Below are 26379 nucleotides of genomic sequence, written 5' to 3'. Positions count from 1 at the left end.
TAGGATGAATTTAGTCATAGTAGAAGATGATATTAATATGCGCAAATCCTTAGAAATTGCATTAGCAGAGTATGAAGAATTTAATATTAAATCTTATAAATCTGCTACTGAAGCTTTAAAAAAAATAGATGAGAATACAGATTTGATTATTACAGATATTAATATGCCAGGAATTGATGGCATAGAATTTGTTAAAGCCTGCGAAAATAAATATGATTTTATTATTATGACAGGAAATGCTACTTTAAGTCGTGCTATAGAAGCGGTTCGTTTGGGAGTAAAAGATTTTTTAACCAAGCCTTTTGATGTTGATACTTTAGTCGAGGCTATTAAGCGTGCTAAAATCATAAGAGAAAAAACAGCCGATAAAAAAAGCAAAAAAAATGAAAAAAAAGAAGAAAATAAAGATTTTTTTTCAACTTCTCCTAATTTAGAAAAAACATTAAATTTAAGTCAAAAAGCGGCTAAAACTGATGCCTCTGTAATGTTTTTTGGAGAGAGTGGAGTAGGAAAAGAGGTATTTTCTCGTTATATTCACACTCATTCTAAACGCTCTAATAAGCCTTTTGTTGCTATTAATATGGCAGCCATTCCTGCAAATTTGATTGAAAGTGAGCTTTTTGGTTTTGAAAAAGGTGCTTTTACCGATGCCAATGCAACTAAAATAGGGCTTTTTGAAATGGCTAATGAGGGTACTTTGTTTTTAGATGAAATTGGCGAAATGCCTTATGAAATTCAAGCCAAACTTTTAAGAGCTTTGCAAGAAAAAGAAATTACGCGACTTGGAAGTACGAAAAGCATCAAAATAGATGTAAGAATTATCAGTGCAACTAATGCAAATTTAGATGAAAAAATAAAAAATGGCGAATTTCGTTCAGATTTATATTATCGTTTAAACACTGTTCCTATTAATATCCCGCCTTTAAGAGAGCGCAAAGAAGAAATTTTAGGTATAGCTCAAAAGGTTTTAGAAGATACTTGTAAAGAATATGATTTTAAGGAAAAACAGCTCAGCCAAGAAGCTAAAAATGCTTTACTTGAATATGATTTTCCTGGTAATATTAGAGAATTAATATCCGTTGTACAAAGAGCTTGTATTTTAAGTGAAAATGATGAAATTTCAAGTGAAGATTTGTTTTTAGAAGCTAGAAGTATAAAAAAAGATGTAAAGAATTTAGAGAAAGAATTGATTTGTGAAGTTCTTTTAAGTGTAGATTATGACAAGGATCAAGCTTCTCAAATTTTAGGTATGGATATAAAAATTTTAAATGAAAAAATTAAAAAATATCAAATAAAGGATAGGTAATGTCAAAAAAACAAAAAATAGCCATTGTGGGTGCTACTGGTGCGGTTGGGGAAGAGCTTTTAAATGTTTTAGATGAACTTGATTTTCCAGTGGAAAGTATTTTACCTTTAGCAAGTGCAAAAAGTGTAGGTAGTGAAGTAGAATTTAAAGGCAAAGCTTATAAAGTCAAAGAACTTACTGAAAATGTATTTAAAGAAAATCCTATTGATATTGCTTTTTTTAGCGCAGGTGGAAGTGTGAGTGAAAAATATGCTAAATTTGCAGTAGAATCGGGTGCTGTTGTTATTGATAATACAAGTCATTTTAGAATGGAAAAAGATGTTCCTTTGGTGGTTCCTGAATGCAATCCTGAGGATATTAAAGATTGGAAAAAAACAGGGATTATTGCTAATCCAAATTGTTCTACTATACAAATGGTACAAGTTTTAAAACCTTTAAATGATGCATTTAATTTAAAGCGTGTTGATGTAAGTACCTATCAGGCTGCAAGTGGAGCAGGAAAAGAAGGAATGCAAGAATTGGTTGAAGCCATGCAAAGTTTTTTTGCTTTTAAACTTGATGAATTTGAACCTCAAACTTTTCCTTATACTTTAGCGCTTAATCTTATTCCGCAAATTGATGTTTTTATGGATAATGATTACACCAAAGAAGAACTTAAAATGGTTAATGAAACTCAAAAAATTTTACATAAAAATTTAGAAGTTTCAGCAACTTGTGTTAGAGTGCCTGTTTTAAGAAGTCATAGCGAAGCCATTACTATGCATTTTGAAAAAGAAATAGATGTAAAAAAAGCTAAAGAAATTTTAGAAAAAGCACCAAGTGTTGTTGTCATAGATGATCCTAAAAATAAAAAATACCCTATGCCTTTAATGACAAGTGATACTAATGAAACTTATGTAGGAAGAATTCGCACTGATGTGTATGATAAAAAAATACTCCATCTTTGGTGTGTGGCAGATCAAATTCGCGTAGGTGCTGCAACAAACGCTGTGCGTATTGCGCAAAAATGGTTAGAATTAAAAAATAAATAAGGAAAAAAATGTTAGAGAAAATATTTGAATCTTTGCTTGTTAGAAGTCGTATTGTTACAATTTTACCCGTAATTTTTGGTTTAATTGGAGCTTTTGTATTGTTTTTTATTGCAAGTTATGATGTTTTAAAGGTTATATTTTATACTTATAATTATTTTTTTGATACAGGTTCTAATGTGGATTTGCATGAGGATGTGGTGGCTTTAATTATAGGAGCTGTTGATCTTTATCTTATGGCTTTAGTTTTGTTTATTTTTTCTTTTGGAGTTTATGAGCTTTTTATCAGCGAAATAGAAGAATTTAAACAAACAAAACAAAGCAAGGTTTTAGAGGTGCATAGCTTAGATCAATTAAAAGACAAGCTTGCAAAAGTTATCATTATGGTCTTAGTGGTAAATTTCTTTCAAAGGGTTTTGCAGATGAAATTTGCTACTCCTGTGGATATGGCTTTTCTTGCTGGATCGATTTTAGCTCTTTGTGTAGGACTTTATTTTTTACATAAAGGTGGTCATTAACAAGGATTATCTTTTTTTGATATAATCGTTTTTTGTGTTTAAAGAATAAAAATGAAAAAAATATTTTTAATTGGTATGATTTTAAATCATTTTGTTTTTGCAGCTCCTTTAGATGAAGTCTTTAAAGATATAGAAGTTTCAGGGACTGTTCGTTATCGCTATGATATTAAAAAAGAAAAAAAATACAACAAAAAAACACATAGATATCAAAATAAAACACAAACGGAAATTACAATAAAATAAGGAAAATCATGATTATACGATGGTTGTTTATTAATTCAATATTTGTTGTTGCGCTTTTTGGTATTAACTTGAAATCATTTTTTACTTATACCTTTGATGCAAATAAGCAATATGATATGGAAAAAGCGAAGGCTTTGTATTTTCAAAATAAATGCAATACTTGCCATGGAGATAATGCTGAAAAGAGTGTTATAGGATCTAGAATTTTAAAAGATATGTCTCCTGAGGATATTAAAGGAGCTTTGATAGGTTATACTCTTGATAGTAGTAGTTCTACAACAGCTTCTCAAATGGCTTTTTATGCTAGAAATTTAAGCCACGAGGATATAGATAATATTATTGCTTATATTAAAGGTGGAAATTTTGCGCTTGATTTGCAAGTAAAAGATCTTCTTGAAGAAGAACCTGCGCAAAAAACAAAACATAATATATTTCTAAAATAAAATGTAAAAACTATAATTAAAAGGAATGCTATGAAAAAACTAACTTTAACTTTAAGTGTTTTAACTATGGTAAATTGCTTATATGCTAAGGATATTAATATAGGAGTAGTTTTACCTTTAACTGGAACTGTGGCAGCTTATGGGCAAGATGTTTTTAACGGAATTGAACTGGCTAATAAGCTACAGCCAAAACTTTCAAATGGAGATGTTATTAAACTTATCACAATAGATACAAAAGGAGATAAGCTTGAAACTTCAAACGGAGTTAATCGTTTAATAGCAACAGATAAAGTCCTTGGGATTATTGGTGAAGCTACAACTCCAAATACCATTCAAGCTATTTCTATAGCAGAAGAGAAAAAAATTCCTCTAATAGCTCCAGTGGCATCTGGAGATAAATTGCTAGATAAAAAGAAATATGCAAGTAGAGTTTGTTTTAAAGACAGTTTTCAAGGAGATAAATTTGCTACTTATGTATCTAAGGATTTAGGGCTTAAAAATGCTGTTATCATCATAGATCAAAGCAATGTTTATTCTTTAGGTTTGGCAAGAGCTTTTGAAAATTCTTTTAAGAATAATGGTGGGAAAATTATAAAAAAACTTGTTATTAATTCAGGAGATAAAGATTTTAGAGCTGTGGTTTCGCAACTTAAGAGTTTAAATCCTGATTTTGTTTATATGCCTATTTATCATCCTGAAGCTGCTTTAATTGCGAGACAAGCAAGACAAATTGGTTTTGATAAACTTTTAGCAGCAGGAGATGGTGTTAATAATCAAACTTTTATAGATCTTGGCGGAAGTGCTGTTAATGGAGTGATTTTCACTGATAGTTTTGATTATAACAATCCATCTACACAATTAGGAAAAGATTTTGTTGCAGCTTATGAGAAAGTTAAAGGAACAAAAGAACTTCCAGCATTTTCGGCTATGGGGGCTGATGCGTATTTTGTAATGCTAAATGCTATGAATGCTTGCGTTGATAATCTTAGCAGTGAATGTATTAATAGCAAAATTCATCAAACTAAAGATTTTCAAGCTGTTGGTGGTGTGATTAGCATAGATGAAAGCGGTAATGCTATTCGTTCTGTTGTGATTAAAGAAATTCAAAATCAAAAACAAAATTATAAAACAATTATAAATCCATAATTACTAAAATAAAGGTAGAGAATGAAAAAAAGTTTAATTTTAGCAAGTATTCTAAGTTTAAGTTTAAGTGCTGCGGAAGTCAAAATAGGAGTTGTTTTACCACTTAGCGGAGCTACTGCAGCATATGGACAAAGTGCACTAGAAGGGATTAAACTTGCAAATTCAATGCAATCAACTTTAAGTAATGGAGATAAGGTTTCTCTTGCTATTATTGATACTAAAGGTGATAAATTAGAATCTTCGAGTGGAGCAAATCGTTTAGTTTCTCAAGATAAAGTTATAGGTCTTATAGGGGAAATGGTTACTGCTAATACATTGCAAGTTATGCGCGTAGCAGAAGATAATAAAATTCCATTGATCGCTCCTGCTGCAACTGGTGATAGATTGCTTGATAAAAAAATATATTCTTCTCGAGTATGTTTTATGGACAGTTTTCAAGGTTCATCTTTAGCAAAATATGTTTTTTCAAAACTTAATTACAAAAGTGCTGTTATTGTAGTAGATCAAAGCACTGACTATTCCTTAGGTTTAGCAAAAGCTTTTGAAAAACAGTACAAGTCTAATGGTGGTCAAATTCTTAGAATTTTAAGAGTTAATTCAGGTGATAAAGATTTTAGAGCTATTGTAGCTCAAGTTAAAAGTTTAAATCCAGAATTTATTTTTTTACCGCTTTATTATAGCGAAGCTTCTTTATTTGCAAGACAATCAAAACTCGCAGGTTTAAATATTCCTATGGGTTCTGCAGATGGAGTTGCTGATCAAACTTTTATTAGTTTAGCTGGAGATGCAAGCGAGGGTTATATTTTCACAGATAGTTTTGATGCTAATAATCCAACTACAAAATTAAGCAAAGAATTTATCAGTGTTTATGAAAAAGCTAAAGGAACAAAAGAAGTTCCAAATTTTTCAGCTATGGGTGCTGATGCGTATTTTGTAATGCTAAATGCTATGAATGCTTGCGTTGAAAATCTTACTAGTAAGTGTGTCAATGAAAAAATTCACCAAACTAAAAATTATCAAGGTGTTTCTGGTGTTATCAGTATTGATCAAACAGGAAATGCAACTCGTTCTGTAGTGGTTAAAGAAATTAAAAATCAAAAGCAAAATTATAAAGATATTATCAATCCTTAAAGGAAAAATAGAAAGATTATGGATTCTACTTTATTTTTACAACAACTTGTTAATGGACTTAGTTTGGGCAGTATGTATGCCCTTATTGCTGTTGGCTATACGATGGTTTATGGTGTGTTAAGACTTATTAATTTTGCTCATGGCGATATTATGATGGTTGGTGCTTATGCAGCTCTTTTTTGCATGACCAATCTAAATGTTCCTTTTCTAGGAGCTTTGTCTTTGGCAATGATTTTTGCTGCCTGTGTTGGAATAGCTACAGATAGAATCGCTTATAAACCTTTAAGACAGGCTCCTAGAATTTCATTGTTGATTACAGCAATTGGTATTAGTTTTTTCTTGCAAAATCTTTTTAATATGCTTTTTACTTCAACACCTAGAACTTTTACACCGCCAAGTTATTTTGAGGAAAGTGTTAATTTTGGCGGAGTGATAACAACCTATGGTTCTTTAATGGTTCCTGCTCTTACATTTGTTATTTTAATAGCAGTGTTATGGATTTTGTATAAAAGCAAATATGGTATAGCTATTCGTGCTTTGGCATTTGATATACAAACAGTAAATTTAATGGGTATAGATGCAAATCGTATTATTGCTATAGTGTTTGCCCTAGGTTCAGCTTTGGCAGCAGTTGGGGGTGTTTTTTGGGCTGCAAATTATTACTCTGTTGAACCTACTATGGGAACTTTAATAGGTTTAAAAGCTTTTGCTGCTGCAGTTTTAGGAGGTATAGGTTCTGTAGTAGGTGCAGTTTTGGGTGGACTTATTATAGGATTTACTGAAGTTGTTGTTGTGGCTTTTTTTCCAGATTTATCAGGCTTTAAAGATGCATTTGCTTTTATTTTTTTGGTGTTTATATTGTTATTTAGGCCTACGGGAATTTTAGGTATAAATTTTGAAAAGAGTAGGTTTTAATGATGGTTAAAATTAAGGTTTCACATTTAATCTTTTTAATTGCTTCAATTATTTTTATTTTCATTTCTCCTTATATTTTTGGGGACTATGGATTAAATATTGTTAATCAAATTGCTATTTTTATTATTTTGGCTGTGAGTTACAACCTTATTAATGGTGTAACTGGACAATTTTCACTAGAACCCAATGGATTTGTTGCGATTGGAGCTTATGCGGCTGCTTTAGTTCTTTTAAGTGCTGATGCGAAAAATGATCAGTTTTTTTTAGATGGTCCTAGTTCTTTTATTTTAGCCATCCATTCAAATTCCTTTATTCTAGCTTTAATTGTGGCTGGAATTTGTTCATCTTTACTTGCCCTGATTTTGGCTTTTGCTGTATTTCGCGTGAGAGGGGATTATTTGGCTATTGTAACTTTAGGCTTTGGAATAATTATTAAAATAGCTGCTATTAATTTTCCTTCTATTACTAATGGCTCAAGAGGGCTGGTAGATATTCCACAATTTTCCACGATTTATTGGACAGGTGGTATTGCTATTGTAGCGGTTATTTTAATTTTAAATATAGTTTATTCTAAATATGGTCGTGCAATGAAGGCTATAAGAGATGATGAAGATGCTGCAAGTGCTATGGGAATAAATACTTTTTGGATAAAAACTTTAGCTTTTAGCACTTCAGCATTTTTAGAAGGTGTAGGTGGGGGACTTTTGGCTTGTCTGTTGACTACCGTATCTCCAACTCAATTTGATTTTTTACTTACTTTTCAGCTTTTGATTATTATTGTTTTAGGCGGACTTGGTTCTACTACAGGTGCTATTATAGGTGCGATATTAGTTATTGGTGGAAGTGAGTGGCTTAGATTTTTAGATGAGTTAAATATAAAAATAGATTCTTTAAATCTTGATATCCAATCAACGCCAGGGCTTAGAATGGTTGTTTTTTCTATTGTTCTGATTTTAGTAATGCTTTTTGCAAGAAAAGGCATAATGGGTTATTATGAGTTGAGTGATGTGATTAGAGGGATTAAAAAGCGTTTTAAAAGGAGTGAAAAATGATTTTGGAATTAAAACAAATTTCAAAAAGTTTTGGTAGTGTTAAGGCTATTAATGAAACTTCTTTTAAAATCAATGAGGGTGAAATTTTTGCTTTAATTGGACCTAATGGGGCTGGCAAAACAACTCTTTTTAATATTATAACAGGTAACTATAAACCTAGTTCAGGTTCGGTTGAATTTCTAGGAGAAAGAATTGACCACTTAAAACCTCATAAGATTGTGCATTTAGGAATAGCTAGAACATTTCAAAATATTAGGCTTTTTTCAAGCATGAATGTGCTTGAAAATGTTCTTATTGGTTTTAATAAACAAATGAAATATAATATTTTTGAAGCCTTTTTGCATTTAGGGCGTTTTGGAAAAATAGAACAAGTATTTAAAGAGAAGGCTTATGCAATATTAGAAGAACTTGGTATTGCAGAATTTGCCAATGAAAAGGCTACTAGCTTAAGTTATGGACAACAAAGAAAAGTTGAGATTGCAAGAGCAATGGCTACTCAACCAAGATTATTATTGCTTGATGAGCCAGCCGCTGGGATGAATAGCTCTGAGAGTGATGAACTTGCTGAGCTCATTTTTAAATTACGAAAAGATTATAAAATTAGCGTTTTGCTTATAGAACATGATATGAAATTTGTAAATAAATTGTGTGATCGCGTATTGGTACTTGATTATGGAAAAACAATTTTTGAAGGTAAACTTTGCGATGCTGTAAATCATAAAGAAGTAATTGCTGCGTATTTAGGGGATTTTGATGCTAATAGTTAAAGATTTGCATGTTTATTATGGATTAATTGAAGCTGTTAAAGGGATTGATTTTAAAGTGGGAACAGGTCATATTGTTTCTCTTATAGGTTCAAATGGAGCAGGTAAAACTTCAACTTTAAATGCGCTTTTAAACTCAGTTAAAAGAACTGGTGAGGTTAATTTCTTAGGTTATGATACTAAAAGGCATTTAACTCATACTTTAGTTCAAAAAGGTATAGCTTTAGTTCCTGAAGGAAGGCGTGTTTTTATTAATTTAAGCGTAGAGGAAAATTTAAAAATAGGTGCTTTTAATAATGCTGAAAATTATGAGCATTTAAGAGAGCAAATGTATAAACTTTTTCCAAGACTTGCAAGTAAAAAGCATGCTTTAGCTGGAACATTGAGTGGAGGGGAAGCGCAAATGCTTGCGATTTCAAGGGCTTTAATGAGTGAACCAAAACTTTTGATGTTGGATGAGCCTTCTTTGGGACTTGCTCCAAAGATTGTGGGTGAAGTTTTTGATATTATTGTGCGTTTAAAAGAAGAGGGTATAACTATTCTTTTGGTAGAGCAAAATGCTTATTCTGCATTAAAAATAAGTGATTATGCTTATGTTTTGGAAAATGGTCGCATTGTAATGGAAAACGAGGCTAAAAATTTAATAGGTGATGATGAGATTAGAAAGAAATATTTAGGGCTTTAAAATTTAAAGGAAAAAGAATGAAAAATATAATAAAAAGCATAGGGGATTTAAGAGTTTCGGTTGTATTGTTTTTGCTTTTTGCGCTTTTTTGTGCTTTGGCAACTTTTATTGAAAGTGCTTATGGAACTCCTACAGCTTGGGCAATGGTTTATGATACTTTTTGGTTTGAATATATACAACTTTTACTTGGTATTAATTTACTATGCGGGATGTTTCGTTATAAAATGTTTGGGCTTAAAAAATTGCCTTTAATGATTTTTCATATTTCTTTTTTATTTATTTTAGTGGGTTCTGCAATGACAAGATATGCTGGTTTTGAAGGTATTTTACCTATTAGAGAGCATACTCAAAATTCACTTATAGAAAGTTCTAAGACTTCTTTGCGCATTTCTGCTATAAAAGATGGAGAACGCTATAGTGCGGTTAATGATCGTTATATAGGAAATTTGCCTTTTGCTAATTCTTTTAAACTAAAACTTAATTTAGGTGATGATCAAGCTGTATTAAAATATAAAGATTTAATCTTAAATGCTCATTATACTTATAAAGAAAATAATAATTCTGATCCTTTATTGGTTTTGATGCTTTCTCAAAAAGGATCTCAAGGTGTTGATGTTAAATTTGAAAAAGGTGAAGTTAAGAATATAGAAGGGGTTAACTTTGCTTTTATGAATGATAATGTTAAAGCACCTTTTGTAAAAATTGATGAAAATTTAACTTTAAGTTCAAGTGAAAACTTACATTTTCTAAGTATGCTAGATGGACAAAATTTAGACCTTAAAATTGGAGAAAAGGCAAATGCTAAGGAAAGAAGGCTTTATGAAATCAATGATATTAGTTTTGTAGTTAAAGCTGCTTCTTTGCATGCGCAAGAAGCTTTAGAAGGTTCCAATAGACCTCAAGATGAAAGTTTTTGGTTATGGTTTAAATCTGCTTGGTTAGAAGTGGGTAGAACTATGTTGATTTCTACTTTTGGCGAGCCTCAAAATTGGAAAAATTCTTTATTATTGCATTTTAAAGATTTTGCCTTAAGCAATGAGAATAAAAACTTAGAATTAACTGGCTCTAATGCTTTAAAATTAGAATTAAGCTATAAAAATGAAAGTAAAGAATTTTATATTTTTGAATATAATAAACCTATTATGATAGAACTTGCGGATCAAAAATTCTTTATTTCTTGGGCGCTTTCTTATGAACAATTGCCTTTTGATATTTATTTAAGAGATTTTGTATTAGATCGTTATCCAGGTTCTATGTCTCCAGCTTCTTATGCAAGTGAAATTACCGTAAAAAATAATAATGAAAATTTTGATTATAGAATTTTTATGAATAATGTTTTAGATTATGATGGCTATAGATTTTATCAAAGTTCTTATGATCAAGATGAAAAAGGGACTGTTTTATCTGTAAATAAAGATCCAGGTAAAATACCAACTTATATAGGTTATTTTTTGCTTTGTCTTGGAATGTTTATGAATTTTTTAAATCCACATTCTAGATTTAGAACTTTGGCAAGATTAATTAATAAAGACACTTTAAAACATACAAGTGTGATTATTTTTATTTTATTGCTATCTTTTGGCTCTGAAAAGACTTTTGCTCAAGATTTAAATTCGACCTTACCTGTGGTAAATACTAATCATGCTAAAGCTCTTGCTACTTTAATAGTTCAAAAATCAGCAGATGGAAGAATGGTGCCTTTTGATACGCTATCAAGAGAAATTTTAGAAAAAATTCATCAAAGTGATAGCTATAAGAGTCAAAATTCTAACGCTGTTATGCTTTCCATGCTCGTTGATGTAGATAAATGGCAAATGGAACCTTTTATTTTAATGCCACAAAATCAAGCAGTTCGTGATGCTATTGCAAATATTTTAGAAATTCCTAGCGCTAAATATATTTCTTATAAAGATTTCTTTGATGAGAATAACCGATATAAACTTCAAAAATATGTTGAAAATGCAAATCGTAAAAACCCAAATGCAAGAGGAGTTTTTGATAAGGAAATTATAAAACTAGATGAAAGAGCTAATGTTGTAAATTTAGTTTTTAGTGGTGAATTATTTAAATTTATTCCTGTTCAAAATAATCCAAATAATGTTTGGCTTGCACCTTTTTCTGCTGTAACTACTCTTAAGGGGGATGAAGGGCATATTGTTTTGGCTTTAATACAGAATTATTTTAGTGCCGTGGAAAATGCTTTTAAAGATGGTAATTGGACTAGAGCTGATGAAGGTTTGAAATTTATCAAAGAATATCAAGAAAAAATAGGATATAAAGTCATGCCTAGTAAAACCAAGGTTGAAATGGAAATTTTTTCTAATAAGGCTGAAATTTTCGTTAAACTCGCTCCTGTATATTTAATTGCGGGTTTTTTACTTTTGATTCTTGTTTTTTCTAAAATGGTCATACCGAATTTAAAAATCTCTTTTATATTTAAAGTGGTATATGTTTTAAATGTTTTAGCTTTTGCAATTCATACAGTAGGTCTTGGACTTCGTGCTTATTTATCAGGTCATGCTCCGTGGAGTAATGGCTATGAAAGTATGGTGTATATAGCTTGGGCATTGTCTTTGTCGGGTATATTTTTCTCTAGAAAAAGTCCTATAGCCTTGTCATTAACTTCTATTTTATCCGGTGTTGTATTAATGGTTGCACATTTAAGCGAAATGAATCCGCAAATTACAAATCTTGTTCCTGTGCTCAATTCTTATTGGCTTAGTATTCATGTATCTGTTATTACTGCTAGTTATGGATTTTTAGGACTTTGTGCCTTACTTGGTATCTTTACGCTGTTCTTAATGTGTTTTCTTAAGAAAGATGGAAAATATAATCTTAATATTTTGAGAAATATTACAGAGGCTACAAGAATTAATGAAATGGCAATGATTTTTGGACTTTGTTTGCTTACTGTAGGAAATTTTTTAGGTGCAATTTGGGCAAATGAAAGTTGGGGGAGATATTGGAGTTGGGATTCTAAGGAAACTTGGGCTTTAGTTAGCATTTTGGTTTATGCAGCAATTTTGCATCTTAGAATGATTCCAAAATATTGTAATCAATTTGTGTTTGCTTTATGGAGTATGTTTGCTTATTGGGTTATTATTATGACTTATTTTGGAGTAAATTACTTTTTAACGGGACTTCATTCTTACGCTGCAGGCGAAGCGGCTCAAATTCCTAATTATGTTTATTGGGGATTTGCGTTGATGGTGGTTTTAGCTCTTTTTGCAAGAAGGAAACGAAATTTTGTAGGCAAACTGTAAATGAGCCATATTTTTTTGGTTATTTTTTGTGCTGCTTTAGCGCTTTTATTGTTTTTAGGCATGATTGCTTATCTTATTACAAGTGATGGTAAAAAAACAATTAAAAAGCAAAAAACTAGCCAAAAGCAGCATGTAACTGAAAAGACTAAAAAATTTGATACAGACTTAGATAAAATGATAATTGCTGCTTCCGATGTTAAGCTAACGGATATTGAATTAAAAGAACTTGCCAAACTTTATGTGCAGACACATAAACTTGGTTCAAAAACTTCTAAAGAATTAGATGAAGCAACAAAAAAGAAACTAGAATTTGTTTCTGCTTTGGCTGCAAATATTAATGCAAGTGCACAAACAGTAAGTTACTTAAATAAAGAACTTAAGAAAATTTCTGGATCTTACAAAAAAGAAATTGATGCTTATGAGCATATGGGATTAGCTAAAAGAAAAATTAAAGAAGATAAATAATATGGTGCGCTCAAGAGGATTCGAACCTCTGGCCTTTTGAACCGCAATCAAATGCTCTATCCAGCTGAGCTATGAGCGCAAAAATAAGTTAAAATTATATATAAATATTCTTAAAATAAGCAAAATTTTGCTTATTTTGTTTGTTTTTTAGCTTTTTTACCTTCATCTAAATCAAATTCTTTAGTCTTTTTTGAATGATAAAATATAAAACCTACAATCAAAATACAGCAAATCAAAGAAAAAATATAAAGTGTACCATAAGGGCTATCTTTGAAAAAAAGATTATTAGTATTCATTCCAAAAAATCCTACGATCAAATTTAAAGGCAAGAAAATAGAAGAAAGTATACTTAAAAGATAAATACTTTTATTCATTTTTTCATTTTTAATTGCACTTGTTAATGCATAAAGAGTATCAACTCTTGCTAGATGTTCTTTGGTGTTTTTACTCAAGATGCTGATAGATAAATTTAGAATTTTTAAATGTTTTTTGTATTGTGCTTGTTCGCTAAGTAAAAGATTGAAAGCTTCGCTTAGAAGATTAATTTGCTTTAGATTTTTGTTGATTTTTTGTCTTAACACAAAGGATTTTTTGTAAAAATTTTTAACAAAACCACCTTTTAAGATAATACCTTCTTTGTGTTCTAAAAGGCTTTGAAAATGAGTATTTTGTACTTTAAAATCTTCTAAAATGGATTTAATAAAATTTGAAAATTCTTCTATACTAGAAAGCTTAAATTCTTCATCTTGAAGTTTATAAATTTTTTCATCGTTAAAAAGCCAAGTTTCCAAATTTAATCCCACATAAACAAAAATTTTTTGTCCATAAATTTCACTATAGAAAGTTTCTAAATTCTTTGCTTGTAGGATTTTTTTTAGATTTTCGTGTAGTTCTAGCATTTTATTTGCCTCTTAAGTGATAAAAATTTCTTTTAAATTGCGTAAAAGAATTATTCAAAATTGCTTCACGCATCTTTCTTGCAAGTTCAAGATAATAATGTAGATTGTGCAAACTTGCCAAACGAAAAAAAGTAAGTTCTTTAGCTTTGAAAAGATGGTTTAAATAACCCCTTGAAAAATTACGACAAGTATAACATGAGCAAGTAGGATCTATGGCTTCATGATCGTTGATAAATTCTGCTTTTTTGATATTAAATTTTCCAAAACTTGTGAAAAATGTTCCATTTCTTGCATTTCTAGTTGGCATCACGCAGTCAAACATATCTACCCCTCGCTCAACATTTTCTACTAAATCTTCAGGAGTTCCTACGCCCATTAAATATCTCGGACGATTTTCATCTAGATAAGGGTTTAAGTTTTGGACTGTTTCGTACATCAAGGCGTTTTCTTCGCCCACGCTAAGCCCACCTATAGCTAAACCATCAAATGGCATTTCGTTTAAACTTAAAGCACAACGCTTTCTTTCTTTGTAATCTGTACCACCTTGGATAATACCAAAAATATTTTGCCCTATACCTATACCTTTATTTTGCATACTTTTATGATAAGTAATAGCCTCTTTTGCCCAAAGTATAGTGCGATCAACAGAAATTTTAACCCTTTCTTTGGTTGCGGGTAGGGCTACTAAATCATCTAAAATCATCATAATATCAGAGTTAAAATCATATTGAGTATCTAAAACACTTTTTGGAGTAAAAAGATGACGACTCCCATCGATGTGACTTTTAAATTCTATACCTTCATTAAAATGTTTGGAATTTTTACTTAAAGAAAAAGCTTGAAAACCACCGCTATCGGTTAAAAAACTTCTATCAAATTTCGTAAAACCATGTAAACCTCCAAAATCTTTTACCACTTTGGAAGTTGGACGCAAGTACATGTGATAGGTATTTGCTAAAATAATTTTTGCATCAAGCTCGTTTTTCATATCATTAGCATCAAGACTTTTAACCGCTCCTACTGTGCCAACAGGCATAAAAACAGGGGTTAAAAAAGTGCTGTGTGCGGTAGTGATTTCACAAACCCTTGCCATTCCATCTTTATGCTTTAATTTAAATTCCATTTGTTATAATTTCCTTTTTGGAGTTTAAAATGAATAATATTTTAATTATAATAGACGGTATTTTAGCAAAGCATTTCTTAGAAAGGCTTTGTTTTGAAAAAGGCTTAGGTTACTTTTTTACAGTAGTGTGTCAAAATAGTGAAAAAAATAACTTAAATATTTCTAGTGAGTATATTGACTTGCATTATTTTGATCCTACAAGCACAGCGCGTCTTGAAAATATTATGAGTAAAGATTTTAAACAGGCTTTTATTTATATGCAAGATGAATTTGAAACTAAAAAAAGTTATGAGGCTTTGCGTTCTTTAAATCCAAATTTAGAAATAGAAATAATGGATTTTTGGGGGTTAAGTGTTAATGATACTCATGCAAATTTAGCTGATGCTAGAATGACTTTAAGCCGTAGATTTATGGATTTTTTACCAGATATTGCTTTAACAGCTCAGTATATAGGACTTGGGGTTGGAGAGATTATGGAAGTAAAAATTCCAGCAGGGTCTATTTTTGCTTATAGGCACATAAGTTCAATACAGCAAAAAAGGTGGCGCATAGTCCTTATTTATAGAAATTCTAAGATTTATTTTGTAAAACCATCTTTTGTTTTAGAGCCAAATGATAGCATTTTGATCGTTGGAGATCCTGTTGTTTTACAAAGTATTTTTCATAATATAAGAGGCAAAGCAGGGCAATTTCCTATGCCTTTTGGAAGTAATGTTTTTGCTTTAATTGATATGAAAAATATGAATCAAAATATGCAAGAAAGAGTGCTTGATACTACTTTAAAATTAACTCAAAAAAGCAATGCAAAAAGATTTTTTATACATGTTATCAATCCTAAATTAGGGGTAATGTATGAAAAATTAAAAAAACTTTCTGAGGATAAAGAAGGTGTGTTTTTTGATTATTTCAACACGGATTTTAAACAAATTTCCACATGGTTGCAAAATAATGATATAGGATTAGTTGTAACCGATATAAAAAATTTTGAGAAAGAAAAACAAGCTTTTTTTGATTTAAAAATTCCTATTATGAAAGTGGGTGAAGCTTCTTTTGATGAGCTTAAAGAAGCGATTATTTTAAGTGCCGATGAGAGTGAACTTGAAAACAATGCAAATGTCATTACTGATTTAAGCAAACAGCTTGATTTTGGAGTTATTTTATATTATTATAATCCAAATTCTCAAAATACTACAGATATGGAGGAGTATTTTAGAAGTTTATCTAAGCTTTATGATAAAAATATACAAATTATTAATAAAAATGATGAAAACCCTCTTTTAAATTTGCAATATCGCGAAGATTTGTTACAATTTGTGAGTTTTCAAAAAGAATTACTAAATAGAGATTTTGGCAGAAATTTAAGTACAAATTTAAATAGGCATTATTATAAAATGAGACAAAATTATCAACTTTTCATACCAGTAGAATAAATAATTAATTAAATGTGATAGAATAAACGCAAAAAGAGTAGTTCAATGCAAGTAGAAGTTAAGTTAAAAGAAAATGCTTATAAGGTTTATATTGATGAACTTGAAGAATTAGAATTTGATAGTAAGGTTTTTATACTTTCAAATCCTAAGATTTCAGGTCTTCATTTGAAAACATTACTTTCTAAAATTAAGGCAAAAGAAATTTTTATTGCCACTGTAAAAGATGGTGAAGAATATAAAAATTTAAGCACCATGGAAGAAATTTTAAACCAAATGTTTAATTCTAAATTGGATAGAAAAAGCGTGCTTATAAGTTTTGGTGGTGGCGTGATTAGTGATATGGGTGGATTTGCTGCTAGTATTTATCAAAGAGGCATTGATTTTATAAATATTCCTACTACACTTTTAGCTTGTGTTGATGCAGCAGTAGGTGGAAAAACAGGTGTTAATAATAATTTTGGTAAAAATCTTATCGGCACTTTTTATCAACCTAAAGCTGTATATTGTGAGAGTTCTTTTTTAAAGACTTTGAGCTCTAGAGAACTTGCTGCAGGCATGGCTGAATTTATTAAAATGGCAGCAATGTTTGATGATAGTATACTTGATTTTATAGAAAAAATTGATGAAAAAAGTTTCTTAAATGCTACTTGCGAGAATGAAATTTTTACTCAAATTATAGCAAGAAGCATAGAACTTAAATCAAGGGTTGTTGAACAAGATGAAAAAGAATCAGGGCTTAGAATGCTTTTAAATTATGGTCATACTTTTGCTCATGTTATAGAAAATTTTACAGATTATAAGCTTTATTTACACGGAGAAGCAGTGGCTATAGGTATGGTTATGGCAAATCAATTGGCTTTAAATTTAGGGCTTTTGGATAAAACGCAAAGTCAAAAAATAAAAGATATTTTACTTAAATTCGGTTTGCCAATATCATATAAAATCAACAATGTAGATGAATTTTATGAAGCTTTTTTCATGGATAAAAAAAGCTCTAATAAAAAAATCAATTTTGTTCTTGCTAGTCCTTTGGGTAAGGGTTTGATAAAAGGTGATATTTCCAAAGAAGATATAATTGCAACTTTAAGAGAATTCCAATGAAAAAAATTATTATTTTAACCTTTTTTGTTGTTTTTGCTTTTGGTGATGTAAATCGGACTATTATTAATAATATAAATGAGAAAATTAATACTTTAAATACTGTAATCAGTGCTAGTATTTGGAATATACGTTATGAAAATTTTATAAAATATCAAGATATAAATGATGAATTAATCATTTTAAATCTTAATTTAAAAAAGACTTCCGATATTCACCAACAAGAAGAACTTAAACGCAAGATAGCAAATTTAGAAGAGCAATTGAGCTTGCTTAAAGAATATAAAGATTTAAATTTTGCACAAAGTCTTAGTGCCCCTGATAATATAGAAACTTTATCTAAGCTTACTAATCCTTTGGCTATTATAGGAGCTTTTTCTCATATTAAGAAATTAAAAGGAGAAAAGGAAGAGTATATATTTAAATTTAATGATTTTAAAAATTTAGTAGATAAAATCAGGGAAAAAAACTCAGAACTTAAGGAATTAGTTGAGCTTAAACCAAGTGTTGAGAATATAGAAGCTTTAAAAGCTTCGGATAAAAAGTTGGAAGAATTTGAGCAAGCTTTAAATTTTGCTAGTGTTTCTTATTCTGTTTATGAGAAAAAAATTGATGAAGAGCTTTCTCGAGTAAGTGCTGAGATTAAAGTTCAAAGCTTAAGGGCTGTAAATATACTTGTTGCTATTGTTATTGTTATAGCTATAGCTTTTATGTTGAAATTTATTGCTAAAAAATATATTAAAGATAGTGAAAGATATTATACTGCTACGAAGATTATTAATTTTATTAATATAAATATTATTTTTCTTATTTTGCTCTTTGCTTATATAGAAAATATTACTTATCTTGTAACTATACTTGGTTTTGCCTCTGCGGGCTTAGCTATTGCTATGAAAGATATGTTTATGTCTATGCTTGGATGGTGTGTGATTATTTTTGGCGGAAGTTTTAGAGTAGGGGATCGTGTAAAGGTTTTTCAAAATGATACTACCTATATAGGAGATATTATAGACATTTCTTTTTTACGCATTACTCTTTATGAAGAGCTTACACTTGAAACTTATAATAAAAATCGTCGTAGTGGGCGTATTATATTTATTCCTAATAACTATGTTTTTACAAATTTGCTTGCTAATTATACCCATCATGGTATGAAAACCGTGCTTGATGGCATTGATATAAGTGTTACTTTTGATAGCAATCTTGATAAGGCGCAAGAAATTGTAGAAAATATTGTTACACGCCATGCCAAAGGTTATACTGAGCTTGCTAGAAAAAATATAGCTCGTTTACAACATGAATATAGTATTAAAAATCCTAAAGTGGAGCCAAGGTTTTTTATGTTTTTTGAACATTGGGGAATGCGAATTTCTGCATGGTATATGACTAATGCTTATGCGGCTTTGGTATTAAGAAGTACGATTAGTAAAGAGATTATAAAAGAATTTAATAAGCATAAAGATATAAAAATTGCTTATCCATCGCAAAATTTATATTTAGGAAATTTAAATCAAAATCATTTTGAACAACATCATGAAAATATGCATTTTCATGCAAGGAATAAAGATTGAAAGAAAAAGTTTTTTTTAAAACCTTTGGGTGTCGCACAAATATTTATGATACAGAGCTTTTAAAAAGTTATGTAAAAGATTATGAGATTATAAATGATGAGAATAAAGCACAAATTATCGTTGTAAATTCTTGCACGGTTACAAATGGAGCTGATAGCGGGATAAAGTCTTATGTAAATACCATGCAAAAAAAAGGCATTAAAGTTATACTTACAGGTTGTGGTGCTGTAAGCAAAGGTAAGGAGCTTTTAGATAAAAAGCAAGTTTTTGGAGTGCTTGGAGCGTCAAATAAAGATAAAATCAATGAATTTTTAGGAGCAAAGACAAGTTTTTATGAACTTGGAAATTTAAATTTTATTGATAAAGATATAGTTTGCGAGTATGAAAATCATACCAAAGCTTTTGTGAAAATTCAAGAAGGTTGTGATTTTGCTTGTTCTTATTGTATTATCCCTAGCGTGCGGGGAAAATCAAGAAGTGTAGATGAAAAAGCTCTTTTAAAACAGGTTGAAATTTTGGGGGCTAATGGCTATAGTGAAATTGTTTTAACAGGGACTAATATAGGTTCATATGGGCTTAAAAATGGCACAACTCTAGGTAAACTTTTGCAAAAAATGGGACAAATTTCAGGTATAAAACGCATAAGGTTAGGTAGTTTAGAACCCGCACAAATTGATGAAAGTTTTTTAGAAATTTTAGATGAAACTTGGCTTGAAAGGCATTTACATATTGCCTTACAACATACAAGTGAAAAAATGCTTCGCATAATGCGAAGAAGATCGCATACGGATAATGATTTAAAGCTTTTTAATACTATAGCAAGCAAAGGATATGCTTTGGGGACAGATTTTATAGTAGCTCATCCAGGTGAGAGTGAAGAAATGTGGCAAGAAGCTTTAAGAAATTTTAAAGAATTTCCACTCACTCATATTCATGCTTTTATTTTTAGTCCTAGAAACAACACGCATTCTGCTACTATGAAAGATGCGATAAATGGAACTTTGGCTAAAGAAAGATTAAATACTTTAAAATCTATCGTGGAAAAAAATAATTATGAATTTAGGAAAAAAAATCAAGTTCCGCTTGAAGTTTTGGTGGAAAATCAAAAAGATGGTTTTTTTGAGGGGTATGATCAGTTTTTTAACAAGATCAAAATTAAAAGTGATAAAGATATAGCTAAAGAATGGATCTTTATGTCTCAATATGAAGTGCAAGAAAAGTCTAACTTTGCAAATTTAAAAGGCTAGATAATGAAAAATAAAAAGATAATTTTAGCATCTTTTATGGTTTTATGTATGCTTTTGGGAATTTTATATTTTAAAAATGAACCTAAATATATAGATGAAAATCTTTATCAAAGTCTGTTAAGTCAAAATTTAATCCAAAAAGCTGTGATTGATAAAGACGAAATTTGGCTTAAGGCGGAAGGTGAAAATTACGTAATTATAAAAGATGGCATAGATATAAAAACACTTTTAGCAAAAGTTCCCGTAGAAGTTAAAAAAGATAACACGCTTTGGGTGTTTTTTATTTTACTTGTTTTTATTATCGCACTTTTTATAAGTCTTGGCTATTTTGCTCGTAAAAAAGAGTTAGCTAAATATCCAATATCAAATAAGAATCAAAATCACACTCAAGCTCAAAATTCAAATATAAATTTAGAAAGTTCTCATATAAAACCTGTGATTTCAAATATTACTTTTAATGATGTAGCAGGTGTTGATGAAGTTAAAATGGAGCTAAGCGAACTTGTGGATTTTTTACAAAATCCTAAAAAATATAAAGAATTTGGTGTAAAAATGCCAAAAGGTGTTTTAATGGTAGGCCCACCTGGTGTAGGAAAAACATTGATAGCAAAAGCAGTTGCAGGAGAAGCAGGGGTGCCATTTTTTTATCAAAGCGGTTCAAGTTTTGTTGAAATTTATGTAGGTATGGGTGCAAAAAGAGTTAGAGAGCTTTTTTCAAAAGCTAAAATGATGGCTCCTAGTATAGTTTTTATCGATGAAATAGATGCTGTAGGTAAGGCAAGAGGAGAAATGTCAAATGTTGAAAGAGATAGCACTTTAAATCAACTTTTAACTCAAATGGATGGTTTTGAGGACAATAGTGGGGTTATAGTTATAGCTGCGACAAATAAAATCGAACTTATGGATCCTGCTTTATTGCGTTCGGGGCGTTTTGATAGGAGAATTTTTTTATCTTTGCCTGATTTTAAGGATAGACTTAAAATTTTAGAAATTTATATGAAAGATAAAAACAATAATGTCAATTTAAATAAAATCGCCAAAGCAAGCGTAGGTTTTAGTGGAGCAGGGCTTGAAACTTTGGTCAATGAAGCGGCAATTAATGCTTTAAGAAGAAATAGTGCTTTAGTTGAGGAAAGTGATTTTTATGCTGTATTAAATAAAGTTCTTTTAGGCAAGAAAAAGATTTTAAGTTTTAATGATGAAGAGAAGAAAATTCAAGCCACTTATCAGGCTGCAAAAGCTTTGAGTGCGTATTATTTTGACATAGGATTTGAAAAAATCACTCTTATTGAAGATCGTTTTAAAGAATATGAGCATAATATAAGATCAAAATCAGAGCTTATCAATCGTATAAAAGTTTATTTGGCTGGTTCTAGAGCTATGAGATTGATTTATAATGAAAGTTATACTAACTCGCAAGATGATTTTTTAAAGATTAAAGAATTGCTTGATTATATGTTGAGTTTTGATATGTTAGAAGAGTCAAATTTAAATGAACAAAAAAAAGAAATGGATGAATTTTTAAATTCTATGAAGGATAAAATTTTAAAATTATCAGAGCTTTTGCTTGAAAAAGAAAAGATAGAATATGATGATGTTAAAAATATAATGCAGGTTTGATTATATTTTAATCATCAATTTCTTTGTGCAAGATAGTTCCATTAAAATCTATAAGAATTTTTACATCGTTATCAAGTTTAATCTTGTAATGATTGATTTTTCTTTCGATTTCTCTAGCTTTTATATTTGGAAATTCGTTTTTAATGATATTGGCTAAATTTTGAGGTAAAAAATCTAGATCAAAAGGAAAGGCTTTATTTTCAATTTCCTTCCAAGCTCCATCTATATCAAATTCAAGCTCTGTTCCATCGCTAAGATAGACTTCATAGGAATTTTTGTCTTTTTGCACGATCCCTATAGGCGCTTTGAAATTATGTTGTAAAAATTCTTTAGAAACATTTGGTAAATTATCAGCAGAAATTATTATATCAGCATTTAAAGATAAACTTAAAATAGTAATAATATTTAAAAATTTAATTTTCAATATTTTTCCTAAATTATTTTTTAGTAAAATTGTAAAGAATTTATGTGAATTTTATGTGAATTTTAAGACAATATTATAAAAAATAAAGGTTTTATATTTTGCTTACAATTTTTTTAATTTTTTTAAATATTTTATGTTATTTTTTGATTTCTTATGATTATTACAATATCCTTGGTTTGAATATTTTATTTTTTAATGGAGCTTATTGGCAGCTTTTAAGTTCAATGTTTTTACATGGAAATTTAACTCATCTTATATTAAATATGATAGTTTTGTTTCAATTTGGGCGTATGTTAGAAACTTATTTGGGTGCTTTGTGTTTTATTTTTATTTATTTTATTGGCGGATTGTTGTGCTCACTTTTAAGTGTTTTTTATGTGTATTTTGATTTTAAATATTTTGGAGAAAATATAAATGTCATAGGCGCTAGTGGTGCAATTTGTGTTTTAATGGGCTTTTATGCTGTTATTGATAAAAATAGCACAAAAGGACTTATAGTGGCAATTTTACTTATGAGTTTTGTGCCATTGCTTATGGGGGTAAATGTTGCTTGGTATGGTCATATTTTCGGGTTTATGTGTGGTTATATTTTAGCTAAAATAAAAGAGGTAAAATGAAAAAAATTTATATTATAAGACATGCAAAAGCAAGTAAGAGTGAAGACATCGATGATTTTGAAAGAAAACTTACTAAGAGTGGAAAGGAAGATTTAAAAAAACTTTTTAAAAATCTTGCTTCGCATGAAATTCATCCTGATTTGGTGCTATCAAGTCCTGCTGTTAGAACCGCTAAAACAGCGAAAAAAATAGCCAAATTTTATAATTTTGATAAAAATAGAATTTGTTTTGATGAAAGATTGTATCTTTGCAATGTTGAAAATTTGCTAAAAATTCTGCAAAATATTGATGATGAGTTTAATGAAGTATTTTTAGTGGGTCATAATCCTAGTTTAATGGAGCTTGGAGAGTTATTAAGTTCGCTATGTTTAGCTTCTTTTCCAACTTCTTCTATCTTGTGTTTAGAATTTGATATTAAGGAATTTAAAAATTTAAAAAAACATAGCGGAAAATTAGTTTTTTTTGAACATGTACGCAAGTTAAAAGAAGAAAAAGATCTGGGTTTTTAGTAAGGAGATTGACTCTTACTTCCAACCTTCTATATAATTTTTTAGTTTTCTTCCTACTTTAGGGTGTTTGAGTTTTTTTATAGCTGAGCTTTCTATTTGTCTCACTCTTTCTCGAGTGACATTAAGTTCCTTTCCAATTTCCTCTAAAGTTCTATCACTTTCATCATCCATTAAACCAAAACGCATACGAATTACCGCTTTTTCTCTATCGTTTAATTGATCTAAAACTTCATCAATTTGTTCTTTTAAATCATCCTTTAAGATATGATCCATTGGAGAAAGTGAATTTCTATCTTCAACAAAATCTCCAAATTTACCATCATCTTCATTTCCTATTGGAGCTTCAAGAGAAATTGGTTCTTTTGTGATTTTAATAACTTGTTTAACCTTATCTACGCTTAAACCTACTTCTTTAGCTATAACACTGACATCAGGTTCTTTTCCATCTTTTTGTAGATGTTCGCGGATAATTTTGTTAATTTGATTGATGGTTTCTATCATATGGATTGGAATTCTTATGGTTCTTGCTTGATCAGCTATAGCCCTTGAAATAGCTTGCCTGATCCACCAAGTTGCATAAGTGGAAAATTTATAACCCCTTTTGTATTCAAATTTATCCACAGCTTTCATCAAACCTATATTTCCTTCTTGGATAAGGTCTAAGAAAGGCAGACCACGATTTGTGTAGCGTTTAGCTATGCTTACAACAAGGCGCAAGTTTGATTTTGCCATTCTTCCTTTTGCTTCATCAGAGATTTTTTTACCGCGTTTAATTTGCTCCAAAATTTCTTTTAAGCGTGATTTTTCAAGATCAAAGCTTTTTTCACTGGCTTCTTTAGTTTGAAATAGTTTTTTAATTTCCATATAAGTGCTTACCATGGTTGTTTCTAAAGCTCGCTCTGTGATTTCTTCTTTGCTCAATTTTGTAATATCTTTTAAAATATCTGCATGGCGTTTTTTAAGTTCATCAGAAAACATAGGTAAGCGGTATTCTAAACGCTTAAGTTCTTTGTCAAATTCTTCATCACTTTTTAGTGCAGTTTCCATTGATTTTACGATTTCGCTAATAAGTTTTGAAGTAGGGCCTAGATCCATTAATTTTTCTTTTAAAATATTTTTTTTGAACGCAATGCTTAATTTATCTAAAAGTTCATCTCCGCTTTCTTTGTCTTTGGATGTTTTTAGCCAATCTTTTTTAGCTTTTTCTAGAGCTTTAAATTTTTCTATAACTTTTAAAGTTCTTTCATCTTCTTTTTTGCTGTTTTTTTTAGTATTTTCTTCATCTGATTCTAATTCTGTTTCGTTTTCTTCATCTTCATCTATATCAAGTTCATCAAGTTTATCATCACTTTTTTCTTCATCGTCAAAGCTTTTAAATAGTTCTTTTACCCTTCTTTCTCTGTTTATTAAAGGTTCTTTATAATCTAAAATAAAATCTATCAAATAAGGTACAGAACAAAAAGCATCAATGATAATATCTTCGCCAAGTTCTATTTTTTTGGAAATTTCAATTTCTTCATCTTTGTTTAATAAAGCAATTTGTCCCATTTCTCTTAAATACATACGAACAGGAGAGTCTGATCTGCTCCATTCTAATAAATCGTTTTCATTGGCTAAATCAAATTCGTTCTCAAGGCTTGTATCTTGGAGTTTTTGTTTTTCTTCTTGAAGTCTTTTTGCATCTTCTATGTTTTTCATTTGTGCAATTTCAGCTGCTGAAAAAAGTTGCACTTTGTGTTTTTTCATTAATGCTTGCACTTTTTTAGCGGTTGATGCACTTGGTTGTTTTGTAAGATATTTTACCAATTTTTCATATGTGATATAATCTTTTGCATTTTCTTGAAATAATTCTTCTAATTCAGCTTCTTGAGTTTTGGCGTTCATTGATTATCCTTGAAATTTATATAAGCTTTGGATTTTATCTAAAAATTGCTTAACTTTCTATATAAATCGGTTATTATGTTTATGATTTGAATATTTTTTCAAATTTTTCTAAAGCTCTGTTAAAATTATAATTTTTTCTTTTTAAGGTATAAAATTTACGCTTTAGGTCGATATTTTTTAATTTAATTTCATAAAGTGTTGAATTTTTTAATTCTTTTTCTATGCTTTTTTTGGAAAAAATAGAGATTGCTTTTTTTTGTAAAACAAGTTCTTTAATCGCAGCCATTCTATCAAGTTCAAGAAAAATATTAAGTTTTTTTGAGCTTGCACCAATTTCGTTTAAAAATTTATCCCTTAAGCCTGAGCCTACTTCTCTTAAAATCCACTTTTGTTCCAAAAGTTCATCGATATAAAATTCTTTTTCATTGAGTTTTTTATCACTTGTAGCTACTATAAGTTCATCATCTTGCCAAAAATTTATTTCTAAATTTTCATACTCCACTAAAGCTGGATCAAGTTCTGCTTCAATGATTGCAAATTCTATATTTCCGTTTTTTAGTAAATTTAAACATTCTTTTGAATTCTGCGTTTGAGAGCGAATTTCTATGTTTTTAAATTCTGCCTTAAAATCAAATAAAATAGGAGCTAAAAAATGTTCAGAAATGCTTTGAGTTGAGGCTATTTTTATTTCCCCTAAGAGCATACTTTCGTCGTTTAATTTTTCTAAGCTTTGGTAGTAGGCTTGTATAATTTTTAACCAATTTTTTCCTAGTTCTAAAGCTTTTGGTGTAGGTAAGAGTTTTTTTCCAAGTCTTTCAAATAAAATGCCATCAAATTTATTTTCTAAATTTTTAATTACTATTGAAACATTAGGTTGAGTTATGGAAAAATTGTTGGCTGTATGAGTTGGACTTTGAGTGTTTAAAAGATCTAAAAATATTTCCATATCTTTGATTTTCATGAGTGATTCCTTTATTTAATAAAAAAAATTTATTATA

The 26379-nt window shown here is 29.7% G+C and carries 25 protein-coding genes and 1 tRNA gene; 20 read left to right on the top strand and 6 right to left on the bottom strand.

Going from position 1 to position 26379, the window contains the following annotated elements; translation table 11 throughout:
* Nucleotides 1–4: 4 nt before the first annotated feature.
* From flgR to SR62_RS04950, 13 genes are read left to right on the top strand one after another with little or no spacing between them, the layout of a single operon-like run.
* The gene (gene flgR, locus SR62_RS05010; RefSeq protein ID WP_002892246.1) at nucleotides 5–1306 is read left to right on the top strand and encodes a fla regulon two-component system response regulator; all 1302 of its coding nucleotides are present in this window, start codon (nucleotides 5–7) and stop codon (nucleotides 1304–1306) included.
* The gene (locus SR62_RS05005; protein WP_002892247.1) at nucleotides 1306–2337 is read left to right on the top strand and encodes an aspartate-semialdehyde dehydrogenase; all 1032 of its coding nucleotides are present in this window, start codon (nucleotides 1306–1308) and stop codon (nucleotides 2335–2337) included. Before flgR ends, SR62_RS05005 begins: the two co-directional genes overlap by 1 nt.
* A gap of 8 nt (nucleotides 2338–2345) precedes the next feature.
* Nucleotides 2346–2852, top strand: a complete 507-nt coding sequence (locus SR62_RS05000) for a YqhA family protein (protein WP_002892249.1) — start codon at nucleotides 2346–2348, stop codon at nucleotides 2850–2852.
* A gap of 51 nt (nucleotides 2853–2903) precedes the next feature.
* Complete coding sequence (locus SR62_RS04995) at nucleotides 2904–3095, top strand: mini-MOMP protein (protein WP_002853004.1); 192 nt, start codon at nucleotides 2904–2906, stop codon at nucleotides 3093–3095.
* Between the two features lie 8 nt (nucleotides 3096–3103).
* The gene (locus tag SR62_RS04990; RefSeq protein ID WP_002892251.1) at nucleotides 3104–3538 is read left to right on the top strand and encodes a c-type cytochrome; all 435 of its coding nucleotides are present in this window, start codon (nucleotides 3104–3106) and stop codon (nucleotides 3536–3538) included.
* A 30-nt stretch (nucleotides 3539–3568) separates the two neighbouring features.
* Nucleotides 3569–4684 (top strand): ABC transporter substrate-binding protein, encoded by a 1116-nt coding sequence (locus SR62_RS04985; protein WP_002867160.1) that lies wholly within the window; start codon nucleotides 3569–3571, stop codon nucleotides 4682–4684.
* Between the two features lie 21 nt (nucleotides 4685–4705).
* On the top strand, nucleotides 4706–5815 hold the full coding sequence (locus SR62_RS04980) for an ABC transporter substrate-binding protein (protein ID WP_002853905.1): 1110 nt from the start codon (nucleotides 4706–4708) through the stop codon (nucleotides 5813–5815).
* Nucleotides 5816–5833: 18 nt separating this feature from the next.
* Nucleotides 5834–6730, top strand: a complete 897-nt coding sequence (locus SR62_RS04975; protein WP_002852952.1) for a branched-chain amino acid ABC transporter permease — start codon at nucleotides 5834–5836, stop codon at nucleotides 6728–6730.
* Nucleotides 6730–7782 (top strand): branched-chain amino acid ABC transporter permease, encoded by a 1053-nt coding sequence (locus SR62_RS04970; RefSeq protein WP_002893210.1) that lies wholly within the window; start codon nucleotides 6730–6732, stop codon nucleotides 7780–7782. Before SR62_RS04975 ends, SR62_RS04970 begins: the two co-directional genes overlap by 1 nt.
* A complete protein-coding gene (locus SR62_RS04965; RefSeq protein ID WP_002893211.1) occupies nucleotides 7779–8549 on the top strand; it encodes an ABC transporter ATP-binding protein in 771 nt (256 codons plus the stop codon). The genes SR62_RS04970 and SR62_RS04965 overlap by 4 nt, the downstream gene beginning before the upstream one ends.
* Entirely contained in the window at nucleotides 8536–9231 is a 696-nt protein-coding gene (locus SR62_RS04960) for an ABC transporter ATP-binding protein (protein ID WP_002873318.1), read from the top strand. The genes SR62_RS04965 and SR62_RS04960 overlap by 14 nt, the downstream gene beginning before the upstream one ends.
* A 17-nt stretch (nucleotides 9232–9248) precedes the next feature.
* On the top strand, nucleotides 9249–12494 hold the full coding sequence (gene ccsA / locus SR62_RS04955; protein WP_070306638.1) for a cytochrome c biogenesis protein: 3246 nt from the start codon (nucleotides 9249–9251) through the stop codon (nucleotides 12492–12494).
* Nucleotides 12495–12509: 15 nt separating this feature from the next.
* A complete protein-coding gene (locus tag SR62_RS04950; protein ID WP_024088204.1) occupies nucleotides 12510–12959 on the top strand; it encodes a hypothetical protein in 450 nt (149 codons plus the stop codon).
* A 2-nt stretch (nucleotides 12960–12961) separates the two neighbouring features.
* On the opposite strand, the gene SR62_RS04945 is transcribed toward SR62_RS04950, so the two are convergent.
* The 3 genes from SR62_RS04945 to tgt all read right to left on the bottom strand — a co-directional run bounded on the left by SR62_RS04945 (nucleotide 12962) and on the right by tgt (nucleotide 14981).
* Nucleotides 12962–13038, bottom strand: a tRNA-Arg gene (locus SR62_RS04945).
* 52 nt (nucleotides 13039–13090) lie between these two features.
* Nucleotides 13091–13858, bottom strand: a complete 768-nt coding sequence (locus tag SR62_RS04940; protein ID WP_002893215.1) for a magnesium transporter CorA family protein — start codon at nucleotides 13856–13858, stop codon at nucleotides 13091–13093.
* Nucleotide 13859: 1 nt separating this feature from the next.
* Nucleotides 13860–14981: a tRNA guanosine(34) transglycosylase Tgt gene (gene tgt, locus SR62_RS04935; protein ID WP_002893216.1), complete on the bottom strand. Its 1122-nt coding sequence runs from the start codon at nucleotides 14979–14981 to the stop codon at nucleotides 13860–13862.
* 29 nt (nucleotides 14982–15010) lie between these two features.
* Here tgt and SR62_RS04930 point away from each other — a divergent pair, with 29 nt between their 5' ends.
* The 5 genes from SR62_RS04930 to SR62_RS04910 are packed head-to-tail and all read left to right on the top strand — an operon-like array spanning nucleotide 15011 to nucleotide 21947.
* The gene (locus tag SR62_RS04930) at nucleotides 15011–16411 is read left to right on the top strand and encodes a COG3400 family protein (protein ID WP_002856550.1); all 1401 of its coding nucleotides are present in this window, start codon (nucleotides 15011–15013) and stop codon (nucleotides 16409–16411) included.
* Nucleotides 16412–16456: 45 nt separating this feature from the next.
* On the top strand, nucleotides 16457–17512 hold the full coding sequence (gene aroB / locus SR62_RS04925; RefSeq protein ID WP_002893218.1) for a 3-dehydroquinate synthase: 1056 nt from the start codon (nucleotides 16457–16459) through the stop codon (nucleotides 17510–17512).
* Nucleotides 17509–19080 (top strand): mechanosensitive ion channel family protein, encoded by a 1572-nt coding sequence (locus SR62_RS04920; protein WP_002856191.1) that lies wholly within the window; start codon nucleotides 17509–17511, stop codon nucleotides 19078–19080. The genes aroB and SR62_RS04920 overlap by 4 nt, the downstream gene beginning before the upstream one ends.
* On the top strand, nucleotides 19077–20327 hold the full coding sequence (gene mtaB / locus SR62_RS04915) for a tRNA (N(6)-L-threonylcarbamoyladenosine(37)-C(2))-methylthiotransferase MtaB (RefSeq protein ID WP_002893219.1): 1251 nt from the start codon (nucleotides 19077–19079) through the stop codon (nucleotides 20325–20327). The genes SR62_RS04920 and mtaB overlap by 4 nt, the downstream gene beginning before the upstream one ends.
* A gap of 3 nt (nucleotides 20328–20330) precedes the next feature.
* Nucleotides 20331–21947, top strand: coding sequence for an AAA family ATPase (locus tag SR62_RS04910; RefSeq protein ID WP_002853644.1), 1617 nt, complete (start codon nucleotides 20331–20333; stop codon nucleotides 21945–21947).
* 7 nt (nucleotides 21948–21954) lie between these two features.
* Here the strand turns inward: SR62_RS04910 and SR62_RS04905 are convergent, their stop codons facing one another.
* Complete coding sequence (locus SR62_RS04905) at nucleotides 21955–22371, bottom strand: PepSY-like domain-containing protein (protein WP_147502288.1); 417 nt, start codon at nucleotides 22369–22371, stop codon at nucleotides 21955–21957.
* Between the two features lie 98 nt (nucleotides 22372–22469).
* Here SR62_RS04905 and SR62_RS04900 point away from each other — a divergent pair, with 98 nt between their 5' ends.
* Both SR62_RS04900 and SR62_RS04895 read left to right on the top strand, forming a co-directional pair.
* Nucleotides 22470–22988 carry a rhomboid family intramembrane serine protease gene (locus SR62_RS04900; RefSeq protein ID WP_002853058.1) on the top strand — a complete coding sequence of 173 codons (519 nt, stop codon included), beginning with the start codon at nucleotides 22470–22472 and terminating at the stop codon, nucleotides 22986–22988.
* Nucleotides 22985–23497 (top strand): SixA phosphatase family protein, encoded by a 513-nt coding sequence (locus SR62_RS04895; protein WP_002902307.1) that lies wholly within the window; start codon nucleotides 22985–22987, stop codon nucleotides 23495–23497. The genes SR62_RS04900 and SR62_RS04895 overlap by 4 nt, the downstream gene beginning before the upstream one ends.
* Before the next feature lie 15 nt (nucleotides 23498–23512).
* Here the strand turns inward: SR62_RS04895 and rpoD are convergent, their stop codons facing one another.
* Both rpoD and SR62_RS04885 read right to left on the bottom strand, forming a co-directional pair.
* On the bottom strand, nucleotides 23513–25381 hold the full coding sequence (gene rpoD, locus SR62_RS04890) for an RNA polymerase sigma factor RpoD (RefSeq protein WP_002853451.1): 1869 nt from the start codon (nucleotides 25379–25381) through the stop codon (nucleotides 23513–23515).
* A 79-nt stretch (nucleotides 25382–25460) separates the two neighbouring features.
* Complete coding sequence (locus SR62_RS04885; protein WP_002855820.1) at nucleotides 25461–26342, bottom strand: LysR family transcriptional regulator; 882 nt, start codon at nucleotides 26340–26342, stop codon at nucleotides 25461–25463.
* Nucleotides 26343–26379: the final 37 nt, after the last annotated feature.

It is taken from the genome of Campylobacter sp. 2014D-0258, assembly GCF_008000495.1.
Lineage (GTDB): Bacteria > Campylobacterota > Campylobacteria > Campylobacterales > Campylobacteraceae > Campylobacter_D > Campylobacter_D jejuni.
This window is presented reverse-complemented; position numbering and strand designations above follow the sequence as displayed.